Annotated in this window: 12 protein-coding genes; 6 read left to right on the top strand and 6 right to left on the bottom strand. The window is 39.8% G+C overall.

The genetic code is table 11. From position 1 onward, the window contains the following. The first annotated feature begins 2 nt into the window (after positions 1-2). From AC27HL_RS16065 to AC27HL_RS16080, 4 genes are read left to right on the top strand one after another with little or no spacing between them, the layout of a single operon-like run. Entirely contained in the window at positions 3-1175 is a 1173-nt protein-coding gene (locus tag AC27HL_RS16065) for an efflux RND transporter periplasmic adaptor subunit (protein ID WP_487082063.1), read from the top strand. After that, positions 1175-4339, top strand: a complete 3165-nt coding sequence (locus AC27HL_RS16070) for an efflux RND transporter permease subunit (RefSeq protein ID WP_487082064.1) — start codon at positions 1175-1177, stop codon at positions 4337-4339. Before AC27HL_RS16065 ends, AC27HL_RS16070 begins: the two co-directional genes overlap by 1 nt. Next, entirely contained in the window at positions 4329-5006 is a 678-nt protein-coding gene (locus tag AC27HL_RS16075) for a response regulator transcription factor (RefSeq protein WP_487082065.1), read from the top strand. The genes AC27HL_RS16070 and AC27HL_RS16075 overlap by 11 nt, the downstream gene beginning before the upstream one ends. 16 nt (positions 5007-5022) lie before the next feature. After that, the gene (locus AC27HL_RS16080) at positions 5023-6288 is read left to right on the top strand and encodes a sensor histidine kinase (RefSeq protein WP_487082066.1); all 1266 of its coding nucleotides are present in this window, start codon (positions 5023-5025) and stop codon (positions 6286-6288) included. A gap of 68 nt (positions 6289-6356) precedes the next feature. Here AC27HL_RS16080 and AC27HL_RS16085 read toward each other — a convergent pair whose 3' ends face one another. The 5 genes from AC27HL_RS16085 to AC27HL_RS16105 form a co-directional block, all read right to left on the bottom strand. After that, a complete protein-coding gene (locus AC27HL_RS16085) occupies positions 6357-6698 on the bottom strand; it encodes a hypothetical protein (RefSeq protein WP_487082067.1) in 342 nt (113 codons plus the stop codon). A gap of 114 nt (positions 6699-6812) precedes the next feature. Further along, a complete protein-coding gene (locus AC27HL_RS16090; RefSeq protein WP_487082068.1) occupies positions 6813-8450 on the bottom strand; it encodes a methyl-accepting chemotaxis protein in 1638 nt (545 codons plus the stop codon). A gap of 127 nt (positions 8451-8577) precedes the next feature. Next, the gene (locus AC27HL_RS16095; RefSeq protein ID WP_487082069.1) at positions 8578-9243 is read right to left on the bottom strand and encodes an esterase/lipase family protein; all 666 of its coding nucleotides are present in this window, start codon (positions 9241-9243) and stop codon (positions 8578-8580) included. Between the two features lie 24 nt (positions 9244-9267). Continuing rightward, positions 9268-10839, bottom strand: a complete 1572-nt coding sequence (locus AC27HL_RS16100; protein ID WP_487082070.1) for a phospholipase D-like domain-containing protein — start codon at positions 10837-10839, stop codon at positions 9268-9270. Positions 10840-10877: 38 nt separating this feature from the next. Then, positions 10878-11615 (bottom strand): helix-turn-helix domain-containing protein, encoded by a 738-nt coding sequence (locus AC27HL_RS16105; RefSeq protein WP_487082071.1) that lies wholly within the window; start codon positions 11613-11615, stop codon positions 10878-10880. Between the two features lie 130 nt (positions 11616-11745). On the opposite strand from AC27HL_RS16105, the gene AC27HL_RS16110 reads away from it, so the two are divergent. Beyond that, positions 11746-12075: a hypothetical protein gene (locus tag AC27HL_RS16110; protein ID WP_487082072.1), complete on the top strand. Its 330-nt coding sequence runs from the start codon at positions 11746-11748 to the stop codon at positions 12073-12075. A gap of 1 nt (position 12076) precedes the next feature. Next, positions 12077-12880 carry a DUF2145 domain-containing protein gene (locus AC27HL_RS16115; protein ID WP_487082073.1) on the top strand — a complete coding sequence of 268 codons (804 nt, stop codon included), beginning with the start codon at positions 12077-12079 and terminating at the stop codon, positions 12878-12880. Positions 12881-12938: 58 nt separating this feature from the next. Here the strand turns inward: AC27HL_RS16115 and AC27HL_RS16120 are convergent, their stop codons facing one another. Continuing rightward, positions 12939-13895 (bottom strand): catalase, encoded by a 957-nt coding sequence (locus AC27HL_RS16120; RefSeq protein WP_487082074.1) that lies wholly within the window; start codon positions 13893-13895, stop codon positions 12939-12941. Positions 13896-14013: the final 118 nt, after the last annotated feature.

Here is a 14013-nt window from a genome sequence, read left to right on the forward strand (position 1 = left end):
GTATGCCAATTATCAATAAGAAAACAATCGCTACTGTGGCAGGATTAAGCAGTATTTTTCTTGCCATTACTATCAATGGTGCCTTGTCTGCCAATCAGCAAAAAACACCGCCGCCAAAAGTAGCACCACAATATCCAGTGGTGTCGGTAACGGCAGTTGCTGCTATTAGTCAACGTGCTGAAGTGACCGCCTATGGTGAAGTTAAATCGCGAAATCAACTCGCACTAACATCACAAGTTAGCGGCCAAATTACCTATTTGTCAGATAAATTTCTAACGGGTAACACCTTTAAAAAAGGTGAATTGTTGGCGGAAATTGAACCGATAGTTTATCAACAAGCATTGGCGAACGCGCAAGCGAACTTAGCGGATGCCGAACTAGCCTTAGCACAAGAACAACTTAATAGTCGCCAAGCGGAAGAAGAATGGCAACAATCAGGTTTAGCAGGCGAACAAGCCTCAGATTTAGTGTTGCGTAAACCACAATTAGCGGCAGCAAAGGCAAAATACGCAGTGTCGCTAAAAGAAGTAGAAAAAGCGCAATATGATTTAGCACAAACCAAATTGCGTGCACCATTTGATGCCTTAGTGGTTTCAAAACAAGTACAAGCGGGCAGTAATGTGCAAACGGGCACTACTTTAGCTGATTTATATGACATTTCATTATTTGAAGTGGCTTTACCGTTATCTGCACAACAATGGCAATTATTGCCGAAGACGATAAATGACTCGCAACAATTTGCCGGTATAGAAGTTCAACTAACGGATGAGTCAACGCAGCAGCAATGGCCAGCAGTAGTGGACCGAGTTGAACAGCATATTGATTCGCAAAGTCGTCAACGTTCATTGGTTGCCGTTGTTAAACAACCAATTGCTTTAGCACAGCCGTTATTTCCAGGCTCATTTGTTAAAGCCAATATTCATGGTGACCAAATTGAGCAGTTGTGGCAATTACCGGCATCGGCACTCGTTGATAGCAATAAAGTGTGGCAAGTAAAAGATGACGGTTTACTCGACTATTTATCGATAAATGTGATGTTCTCACAAAACAACGCCGTTTATGTTCAGCCAATTGATAAAAATGTTACAGGTAAAACTGTCAATATTGTTAATCGCCCGCTCGCTAGCTACTTAAAAAATATGAAAGTTGAAGTGAAAGTAGAGGAGTTACTGTAATGACACCTGCACACCACCAACGCGGTATTATCGCTTGGTTTGCTGGCAATTCAGTTGCCGCAAACTTGCTGATGCTATCAATTATTTTTCTGGGTTTAATGTCGTTTAATCAATTGCGCAAAGAGGCATTTCCGCCGTGGGCGACTGACTCTATTCGCATTTCGATGACTTATGATAGCGGCGATGCCAAGCTTTCTGAGGAAGGCATTGCGATAAAAATCGAGGAAGCACTGGCAACAGTACAAGGCATTAAACGGGTTACTTCAACCTCAAATGCCAATGGCAGTAATGTTACGGTTGAAGCAACTTCTAGCTATGATCTTGATATTTTATTGCGTGATGTGAAAGCAAAAGTAGATGCTATTTATAATTTCCCTGCCGCGGCGGAAAAGCCAAGCATTGAGAAAATGACGCAATTGAATCATGCTTATTCAATTAAAATTTTTGGCGATAGTGATCGCACGGCATTGCAAGCCATTGCTGAGCGCTTAAAAGTTGATTTACTCGCGCTATCATCAATCTCAAATGTGTCGATAAAAGGCAAAGCTGAGCCGATGATGTCGATAGAGCTGGATGAACAAAAGCTACAGGCTTACAACTTATCATTTTCAGATGTTGCTGATGTGGTTAATAGTGAGTCAGCTACGGCTATTTCCACCAGTTTACGTAATGCCGACAAAGTTGTGCGTTTAAAGGTGGCTGAACAAGCTTATCAACAAAAAGAATTCGCCAATATTCCGTTAGTTACTTTAGCTGATGGTAGCCAAATACGCCTAGGTGATGTCGCGAAAATTAACGATGATTTTGCTGATGATGTTTTTGTTATTGGTCGTTATAACGGACAGCCCGGCATTGGCGTGGAAATTAATGTTGATGACAACGGTGATGTATTAAAGATTGTTGAGCAGGCTAATAATATTGTCAGCAAATGGCAAGAAAGCGCTTTGTTACCACAAAATGTTGTCATGGAAACATGGAATGATGGCGGCACTTTAATTCGCGATCGTTTAGCGCTATTAGTTAAAAATGCTTTGTCGGGCATCGCGCTGGTTTTTATCGTTTTAGCCATATTTCTAAACTTACGTGTCGCGTTTTGGGTAACGGCAGGCTTACCTTTTATTTTCTGCGGTACGCTATTCTTTATGACCGACAGCTTTACCGGTATGACCATTAATGAAATGACCACGTTTGGTTTTATTCTCGCGCTCGGTATTGTCGTTGATGATGCCGTGGTGGTCGGCGAAAGTATTTACGCAACGCGAAAAGCGCAGGGCGACTCGATTAAAAGTACCGTTGTTGGTGCTCAAAAAGTTGCCGTACCTACCATATTTGGTGTGTTAACTACTGTGGCGACCTTTATTGCTTTGGCCAATGTTGAAGGCGGTATGGGGCAAGTTTACTCACAATTCGCCGTTATTGTGACTATTTGTTTATTACTTTCAGTGGTGGAATCAAAGTTAATTCTACCGTCACATTTGGCACATTTAGATACTCATAGGAAAACAGGCACAGCGGGTTGGAAAAGTATTTGGCCACGTATTCAAGATGCTGCTGACAATGGTTTACAGTGGTTTAGCGATAAAGTTTACCAACCAGCAATTAAATGGGCGGTGAATTATCGTTATGGCGTGCTATGTGGTTTTATTGCTATTTTCATTTTAGTGATAGGTATGCCAACTAACGGTGGTGTGCGGGTGGCATTCTTCCCAGATATTCCTGGTAGTGTTATTGAAGCCAGTATATCGATGCAAAATGATGCAAGTTTTGGTCAAACTAATAAAAACCTGAATACACTTGAGCTTGCTGCGCAAAGCACTGACCAAAAGTTGATGGCGAAATATAACCAGCAAGGTACAGGCATTGATACCATTGAAGTGATTGGTGAAAGTGATTTAGCGGGCTCAATTGTTGTTGAGCTTGATGAGGGCGCTCCTTATGGCTTAAATGAATTTGCGCGTATTTGGAAAGCGCAGGTAAAAATGCCAGAAGGGGTGAGAAAGTTAGATATTCGCTCAGGCTTTGGTGGTGGTGATAACTTTAAAGTTGAACTGAAAGCGTGGAATACCGAGACCATCCGCGTTGCAGGGCAGGAAATAAAATCGGCGATATCGCAAGTGGCGGGTGTTAGTGGTATTGATGATAATTTTGATTCAGGCCAAGCACAATTACGTTTTGAATTAAACGAGCAAGGCTTAGCTTTAGGGCTGACCACACAAGCTTTATCTCGTCAGGTACTACAAGCATTTGGTGGTGAAATAGTGCAAAGTTACCAACGTGGTAAAGACGAAGTAAAGGTCAGAATTCGTTACCCTGAAGAACAACGTCAAACCGTTGATGATGTCATGAAAGCCAACGTTAGATTAACTGATGGCCAAGTGGTGCCATTGGCTTTAGTCGCAAAGGTAACCTCTGAATACCAACAAAATGATATTACCCGTATTTCTGGCTTGCCGGCGGTATATGTTAGTGCGCAAGTTGATAAAGATGTTATTTCTTCTAATGAATTAGTGATTGAGCTAGAAAAAGAGCTTATTCCTCGTTTAGAAAATAAGTACCCAGATTTGGCCATTCATTTTGCCGGTGAAGCGGAAGAGCAAGCAGAAACCACAGATTCAATGACACGCTTATTCATTATGGCCATGGCAGCAATTTATATTTTATTAGCCATTCCATTGCGTTCATACGTGCAACCCGTGATCATTATGATGGCAATCCCATTTGGCTTAGTGGGGGCAATTTTAGGTCACTGGTTAAATGATATGGTACTGAGTGTTTTATCTTTTAATGGTATTGTTGCCTTAAGTGGTGTGGTGGTAAACGACAGCTTACTACTTGTGTCTCGCTTTAATGCGTTGAAGCAGCAAAAAGCGAAAGTGTCAGAAGCTATTATTGAAGCTTGTACCGGACGTTTACGCGCCGTATTGCTAACCTCAATCACCACATATGCGGGTTTAATGCCGTTATTAAGTGAAACATCAACGCAGGCTCAGTTTATTATTCCAGCAGCAGCGTCATTAGGCTATGGTATTTTATTTGCAACTTTAATTACTTTGTTATTGGTGCCGTCATTACTGATGATGCATCAAGATGCAATAAACTTAATCGACCGCTTAAAGCAGAAATTCACTGCTAAACGTCGAGAGGAATTGGTGCATGAGCATTAGTGTTTTACTAGTAGAAGATGATATCGATTTGGCGGCTACGGTTGTTGATTACTTAGAAATTGAAGGTATTCGCTGCGACCATGCAGCGAATGGTATTCAAGGTTTATCGCTAATCGAAGCCAATGATTATCAAGTTATTTTACTGGATTTGAATTTACCAAAACTTGATGGCTTATCGGTTTGCCAAAAAGTTCGAGAAAATAGTGATGATACGCCAATTTTAATGCTTACTGCTCGTGACTCACTCGGTGATAAAGTCGCGGGTTTTGATGCGGGTACCGATGATTACTTAGTAAAACCTTTTGAAATTGAGGAACTTTTAATACGTGTCATTGCCTTATCTAAACGCCGCAGCGGTCAAGCAAGTACCTTAAATGTTGATGAGCTAACACTAGAGTTAAAAGCACGCAGCGCCACTTATGCAGGGGACAACATTAAGCTAACGCCGATCACGTTTAAGTTACTTGAAAAACTGATGCGTGAAGCGGGAAAACCTGTGTCTCGTGCGGTACTCATGCAAGCTGTGTGGGGTGATGAACAGCCTGATAGCAACAGCTTAAAGGTGCATATTCATCACCTTAGAAAGCAACTTGAGAAAGTTGAGGCTAAATTGGCGATTGAAACGGAAACCGGTTTTGGTTTTGTCTTACGGGAAAAAGCAGTTTAGGAACTAAATCGATAACATGAGTATTCGAACCTATATATTTACATTATTAACCAGCTTGGTATTGCTGATTTCTGCCATTTTATCCTATCAAAGTGGTCGATTGTTTCTTAGTGCTTTTGATTTATCTATTGGCGCCGCTATGCGAGATATTGGACAGGTTTATCCGCAAGGTGATCTTGAAGAGCAAACCATACTCGACTTTCATGTTACCTCCAATTGGCAAAAAGTACCTAAGCCTGTCAGAGATCGCTTTCCTGTTATTCCTAGTGAGCACAATGTTCATCATTCAATTTTTGAAGATTGGATTTATATTGCACCACCGGGTCGAGCATATTCTTTACTCGTGACAGAGCGCAATAATCAGCAAATATTCGTTTCAAAATATAACGAGCATATAAGGGAAGAATTAGCGACCGACAAGCATGCGCCTAACTTTTTAGTCGATCCTATGGTGGTTGTGGTACTCATGGGGCTAGCAGGGATTGTTTTATTTATTTTGGCGCTATTATTTGTCTTTAAAAAAATAGCGGTGCCGATGGAGTCGTTGCAAGCATGGAGTAAGCAACTAACGTTAACGGATCTAGATAAAGCTAAACCTGACTTCAGATTTAAAGAGCTGAATGAATTAGCGAACCTGATTCACGGTAATTTAGCGTCTGTGGCGGAGTCGGTTCAACGTGAGCAAGCGTTTTTAAGTTATGCCAGCCATGAGCTAAGAACGCCAATTGCGGTATTAAGAAGTAATGCAGCCTTATTGGAAAAAGTGAACCCGAACCCTGCCGCAAAAGAGCGTGATATTCGTGATCGTATTCAGCGTGCCAGCCTCACCATGAAGTCAATGACAGAAACCTTGCTTTGGCTGAGCCGTGACGGTGATATTGATATGCCGATTGAGACGCTGAGTTTGGGAGAGTTAATGCAAAATTGCCAAGCTGAGTTGCGATATTTATTGGCAGGAAAGGCTGTGGAAGTGAATATTTGCACTGACCAAAGTCAGGTAGCTATTGCAACAGTACCTACCATAATAGTGCTGAATAACCTTGTTAGAAATGCATTTCAGCACACGCAAAGTGGCCATGTTGATATTCTACAACGCGGTAATGAGGTGATCATTAACAATGTTGAGCATGACTCGACAGCACTCGATGCGAGCGAAGATGAATTAGGGTTTGGTTTAGGTATGCAGCTTGTTGAAAAACTCACCACGCAATTTAATTGGCCGTTTACCGTTAGCCAAGGTAAAAGTGGTTATCATGTCACCATCATTTTTGAAAATCGTTAAGCACTAAATTCAGGTATCGATAATCAGGTAATAGCTGATTATCGATACCCAATACTTATCATAAATACTTATTTATAAGTGAAAGTCACCTTGTCCATTTCAGCAACAAAGCCATGGTCTGATGGTGTAAAAGTTACTCGTTGCGTTTTAGCAATGGCGTTGTCGAGAATAATTTCTACATCACCTTCCATCACGGTTTTACCATTTTCAAAGGTAGCATGACTAGATTTGGTGGTGAGGTTAGCATTATTAAAAGCGATTCTGACATTGCCAGAGTAAATATGAAATTTATTGTTTTGCGTTATTTTTTGATTGTTGGCAGTGATTTCCATTTCGTTTGCCGTTGTAAAGCCTGATACTAAGCTTGATAAAGCAAGAGTGGTTAGCGTTAACTGTTTAATTAATTTCATCTCGATTCCCTACCTAGATTCATTAAATACGACTTAAGCTCGATAACACCATACTAAATTTTTTGCTATTTGGCATAGCTAATTTTAATAAATCACAATAACTTCATAAAAGCTTTAAGGTGATTGTTGTGCATTAAAGCCAATTCTAAAACCGCCCCAATGCTTGCCATTAACAATAATAGGTGCAGATACATCATGCATGATTTCACCCGTATCACGCTTATAGGTTTGCAATAGAAATTTATTGGTATGTTGGCCATAGCGAATACCGGTTGCATCGTTAAATATGCGCTTTGTACGGTTATCAATAGCATCTTTTGCTTTATCGCCCGTTAAAGGCTTTGAGAAACATAAGTTGTGGGTAGGAAAATAACCGTTAATATCAACAGCACCAGCGTAAATAACCTCGCTATTATTTTGTAGCACTGGCTCTTGTAATCTAGGCAAGTGTTTGTCGGTAAATGCGTCAAATTTTGAGTGATATTTTTGTGGACTTGTATCGGCGATTTTTGTGTAGTGAATATCAAATAATGCTTGTTGGCTAATCTCATTTGAGGCTATTTTTTCGCTAAATAGTGCGGCAACCTTATTGGCTGAATCAATGGCAAGGCAGGATATTCGCTCCACTAATGAACCGGTTTTAAAAGCAGATAACTCGATAAATATTGATTCTGTGTTTTGGCAAAGTCCAGTGGCTTTCTCTGACACTAAATGTGTTTCTTTGCTTTTGGCGACTAAAAATTCATGCAAGTTTGCAATTGCGGAAGATATTTCAGCACTGGTGCTGGTTTGTTCTTGTAGTGCGCTATTAATATGGCCACTAGCATCTGCAGAGTCGGTCATTTGTTGTTTAATATCGCTTAATGATATAGATAAGATGCCCATACTTTCAACAATGCGTCGGCTTTGTTCAACAACATGCTCCATAACATTGGTGGTTGCTTGCGACTCTTCATTAATCTGATTAAGCATTTTGCCTATTTGCTCAGTTGCTTCTGCTGTTTTTGAGGCTAATGCTCTGACTTCGTCAGCAACGACCGCAAAACCACGGCCTTGTTCGCCGGCGCGAGCGGCTTCAATAGCGGCATTGAGCGCCAGTAAATTAGTCTGTCCTGATATGCCGTCAATTACATTGGTGATATTTTGAATTTCAGCGGCTTTTTTAGAAAGTCGTGTGATTTTTTCTGCGGCGCTTACCACATCGCTATTTAGTTGATTAATCACAGTTACATTTTTAGTTAAATGCTGTGAGCCGTCAGCCGTTGCCGTCATCGCTCTGTTTGATTGCAATGAGGCGATTTCAGCATTATCAGACATAACTTTGATACTACTCGACATTTGTTCGGCGGCGCTTGCTAATCTGTCTACGTCGCTGCCTGAAAGCTCAATCGCATGACTTAGCTTATCTAAAAAAAAGCTAACTTCTGCGGCATTAATTGCAAGTTCACTGGTTTTGTTGTCGATACTTTTTCCAATGTTTGCTTGACGTTGGCTGTATTGGCGTAAAGATACTTCAAATGGCTCGGCTGTGGTGAAATGTAGTGAGTTGGATACTAGAGCTTGTTGCTGCTGTTCACTTTTTGTAATGATGTTTTTAATAATAAGAAAACATAATAAGCCGGTACTCAAAAATGTGCCCAGCACGTGCCATACCAATTTCGTCGTAAGAGACTCAACTAAGATTAATACAATTGAGGTTGACGCCGCCAAAGTGCAGACAGAAAGCAGCAACCTTTGCTTGGAATTTAACATATGCTAACACCACTTGTTTGTTAGAACGAATATCCGTGTCGAACCACAACGTTAGTCAGCTATGTAGGGCTTGGCAATCCTACTTTAGTCTTGAATTAGCTTATTAAGCTGTTTTGAAATATCCAGATTAAGTGTTGTTATGTTGAAATTTCCCTTGTTGTAAATAGCAAATAACTTGTTTGATCACTGCGTCATTTCGCATCATAAAAACATGGGTGGTTGGCATTTCTATGTGATCATTCATGCCTTCAACTTTAGTACGCTCTACTGATACTTTGCCATCGTCAGTATTGGGTATAAGTGATGATAATATTAAATTAATACTTTGCGTGCCTGCGATAATTCCAACATCAAAATTAGCCTTACCAAGTTGATTTGGTAAGCTTAGTGCTCCGGTACCTAACTGTGCGCCAGCTTCGCCATTTACAAAACTAAAACCCGGTAAATGACTAAGCTTATCAACAATTTCGGTGCCTTGATTAGGTGGCCCTAACATCACGACTTTATTCAGGTTTTTAATGTTATGCTTACTGAGAAACTGTCGTACTAAAATGCCGCCCATAGAATGGGTAACAAAGTTAACGGGCAAGTCTTGGCATTGTTTTAATGCATCAGAAATAGTTTGCTCAGCAAGTTCTTCTATCGGGTAAGACCGAGAAGGGTAATCAATATTTAAAACTTGGTAACCGTGTTCCTTTAGGCGAGCTGCCATTTTGTCCATGGAGTGTGCTGAACGAGCTAATCCATGCAATAAAATAACATATTCATTTATTTCTATTGTGCTCTTGTTCATGACAATTTCCTATACTTTACCGAGTTAAAGAATGCTTTTCGGAACAATTCGACGCAACTTTACTTTTAAACGTTTCATTAATGGCTCTTCGCTATCGGGATTCCATTTAGTCGATATTGCCCAAGCGTTTTCCGGTTGCATTTCTTCTAACATTCCTTGCTTAACTTCTTGTGCAATTTTCTCTGATGGGATCACCACCAGATTTTCGGTATTCAAATTGGCACTGCGTGGATCAAAATTATAAGTACCAATAACGGCTGTGTGGTCGTCAATCACGATAGATTTTGCGTGCAAGCCAAAAATAGGCGGCTGAGCCAGTTGTTTATGCATAACTTCTGACATTATTTTTTGTCTGATTTCTGCATTAGGTTTAAATTCAAAAATTTTCACGCCAGTTTTTAATAGCGCGTTCCGATCACGTTGATAACCACTAAAGGCTTCTAAATTATCATTCGAGGCAAGGCTATTAGTTAAAATTTTAATATCGACGCCGTTAGCAACTAAATTACGCAGAATTTCACGAGTACTTTTAGTGGTAATTAAATATGGGGTTTGAATTACCACTGATTTTTCCGCACTGTTAATCAACTTTATAAGTTTATCGGTTGAAACCCCGCCACCAGCAAGAAATTTATTTGCTTGGTTTTTTCCTGGCTGATCAGAAATATATTCAACATTTGGTAACCATTGCAGCTGTTGCTGTTGTTGAATTTCTTCAATGGCGATAGGCATATTGTTGATTTTTTCTCGAACAGATGCGACGAAATTTTCCGGATTACATGCATATTGATGTAAAGGTGTGAAGTCAGGTTGATAGTTATCGGGCTTGCTATTTTTGACTAGCTTTTCTACCTCGACACTGAGATCACTCTGCCAGAATTGCTCGAATGACGATTGCACTTGTTGGGTTATTCCGCCAATAAGTAACACATCGCGGTCGCGAAAATTAAATTGATGATCGTAGCCAAAGTATTCATCGGCTACATTACGACCGCCAGTGATTGAGACCTTGCCGTCAACGGTAAAGGTTTTATTGTGCATGCGTTGATTTAATTGATGAAAATTAGTGGTTAAGTTCACTACTTTGTCGAAAATATTCTTACCAATATTGGCCATTGGGTTATAAATTTTTATGGCAATATTTTCATGTGCTGCCAAAGTCAGTAATTCGTCACCACTGGCATCAACCATAATATCATCAACTAATACGCGAACTTTAACACCGCGCTCAGCCGCTTTTACTAAGTAGTCGGTGGCGATTAAGCCGATGTTATCGGTTGAAAAAATAAAATACTGTACATCAATGGTATGCTCGGCATGTTCAGCTAACCAAGCGCGAGAAAGCATGGCTTCTATACCTTGCTCTAATACATAAACGCCTGTGGTGCTAGACATTTTATCTGTCACAGGTGCTAAATAATCTGACAGAGTTTGATTGTTTCGCTCAGGAATTGCTGCACAATAATCGTGCTCAGGCTCAGGTATTCTGTGGTTTTGCGCACTACAGGAAAATAGTACTGTACTTAACATTAAGCAAACAAACACTTTGCTGGTGGCATATCGAAGCCAACGGGTGGTATTAACTAAATATGACAATGTAAATTCCTTATTAATGCACAACACTTTTCAGTGTTCTAGTTAGCTCTTCTGAGTTTTTGAAAATGTGGCAATTCCCAAGGCCGCATCGCTAATAGTAACCCAACATGTTGACGGTTTTCTAATGATAATGCTGCATCTTCTTGATTTAGTAACGCAACTTCTTTTTTAAGTTGATTAAGCTTACGTTTGATAATATCGATTGATGTTTGGCTATACGTCCCACGAATATAAAAACGAAAACTGTTTTCTTCGGTAAATGGAGTAGCGAGAAATGTACTGATTCCATCTTTAGTCATAAATTGTTCTAATGGGCCATGCGGGATCCATTGAAAGTCTTGCGCTATGAGTACCTTATATTGGTTGTTCGGTAATAGTTGGATCATTTTCAAGCGGTCTAGCTTAGCTAAAAGTTGAATACATTCAAATTGGTCGATTTGGTAATGGGTTATTATGTCATCAAACGACCAGCCATCGCGCACGCAGGCGGCAACAAGTATTAATTTTACATCACTGACTAATTCTAATTCTTGTTCTACGGTTAATTGGCTGAGCTTTTTTTTCTGTTGCTCAACTAAAACAAATAAATCTGAAAGTGAGATAGTCAATACCTGACAAATCTCCTCTAGCCGGGCCAAAGTAAACTGTTTTAATGAGAACATACGTTTTACGTTTGCTTCACTCATTGCTAATTGTTTAGCAAGGGCTTTATAGGTAATTTGCTGCTGCTTCAGTAAAACCTTTAACGTAATACAAACATCTTCTAACTGACTCAAAGTATTATATTCCTATACCTTTGGTATTGATAATTAATACATTACACATCTTAGTTTATTTATACAATCCAGTGGTCATAATTAGTACTGTTTTTAACCGATACTTTTAATTGATAGATAGGATGCAAAAATGAAAACATTTAATAAAGTTCTAATGATGATATTAGCGGTTACAAGTACGCAGTCATTCGCCAATGGCGGGTCGGACAATGCAAGTGCGGCGAGTAAGCATTCGGTACTTGCTGCTTCACATGGCGTGGTTGCTAGTGCAAAAGTTGGCAGTGCTGTGGTTGCGGTACCGCTTATAGTTGCTGGCTCTGTTGGTCAGGTATCTCAGCATACGGGCAGCAAGTTAATGGAGGCAGCCGTGAATGATACGCCATTAACAATTACTGAGAAAACAATTACCGCGGCACCGTCGCCAAAGCAGATAATGGCTGCCACACAAGAGGAATTATAAGATGCGTATTCTTTATATTTTTATATTCAATTTAAGTCTTTTACATTGGCCTACTGCGCATGCTGGCAGTGCACAAGACAACGCCATAACATTGCCTATTAAGCAGGTGGAAAAATTTGCTAAGCATGTTGAAAAATATGCCGCAGCAGAAGGTGCGAGAGCATTTATTATTGCGCGTGTCGGTCGGCCTGAAAAAGAACTACCTAACGGCATTAAGTTTACTCATACGGCGATAGCGGTTTACTCGCAAATCAGCTTAGAGTCGGGTGAAAAGGTTAATGGATATGCCATACACAACCTTTATCAAAAAGAAGATAAGCTTGATAAAAGTGAATTGGTGATTGATTACCCAATTGAATTTTTTTGGGGAGTGAATGCACTTAGAGCCGGTATTATTATTCCTACGGCTAATGTACAGCAACGTATTATTGAGGTTATTGCCAGCGGTAAAGATCGGAAAATTCACAATGAAAATTATTCGGTAATTGCTAATCCCTTTAATAATACTTTTCAAAACTGTACAGAGCATACTTTAAATATTATTAATGCAGGTATTTATCAAACCACTGATATTGCTGAGTTAAAGAGCAATACAGCACAGCACTTTCAGGCGCAACGGGTAAAAATAAACCCAGTAAAACTGCTCTTGGGTAACTTATTTGTTGATGATGTATCCACTAAAGACCATAGTGGAAGAATACAAACTACGACTTTTACAACGATTGGTAAGTATTTAAAAGAAAACGATTTATTGGCAAAGGCCGTTGTTTTGGAAGGTAATGGTGAAACTAACGAGTTGTTATAAATGAAAGCAGCGATAGTTCTCAAGCTATTGCTGCGTTTTATAATTCACTGTGGGTTAATTATTTTTCAGCTATGCGTCGGCTAAATGCAACCGCGTAGGCATGTCGCCTTGCTTGTAGAAGCGGGTCAGCAGATGGCGCAAAACCAGTAGATAAAACCAAAGGGTCAAAGTTTATTAAATCACATGTTCCTTCTTGCTCTGATTGAATTTCATCGATAGTGAGCTCGGCTGCGACAATTTGTTGATGCTGACCTTGCCAAGCGATAGTGGCATTATCAACATCATCTTCTGGATTAGCAATTGTAATCACCATATCCCAGCTCACAGCATTTTTAGTGAGATTTTTTTGTAAATTATTAAAGAAAAAATCTTGCGCTGGCGCGACAACTAATTCTTGCTGACGTTGTGGCACAAAAGCCCAACGAACGGCAGTTTTTACACCTTTATCATTAACTAAATAAAAGCTGTTAACACTGTTAAAAGTGTTTGCTTCATAAGGTTTAAGAGTTTTGGGTTTTGTTGCTTGATGTGCTTTAAAGCGCTGAAGATCTTTATTTTTACTCTTAAAATCTTTTACAGCAGCAGAGCCTGCAACTTTTGCGAGCATTAATTCAGCGAATGCTTCAGGTGTCGCAACAGGAAAAAAATCTAAAGTGTTCATCGACATAAGGTGGCTTTCTTTGCTGACGGTAGTGATAGATAAGCCCATGCCATATTCCCCTGGCTTATTGTCAGCCGCTAAATACTTACCACCTTTATGAGACAGCCTACCAATGACCTGAGAGTTTTCAATAAATAAACTACTGTTGCTATATTGTTGAATTTTTTTGTCTTTTGGACTCAATGTCGCAGAAAAACAAAAGCCTTTAGTATGGTTTCGACGCTTACCTTCTGTGACGCCAAAAAGCTTTTCAAAGGTGTTAATGCCATCAGTTGCGGTTTCAGTATTATTGGCAAATGCTGACGGTGCTGTTGCCAATAACAAAACTAAGGTGATCATTTTTGAATTCATCATTTTCGTTACTCTTGAGTCATAGTGGTTTTTACATTATTGTACGTGCACGAACTGTTAGTCAACAAATAGTTGTCAATTAAATTATATGCAGGCAAAATTGACAGTGTTTTTATTTATA

The organism is Colwellia aquaemaris, from assembly GCF_057548755.1.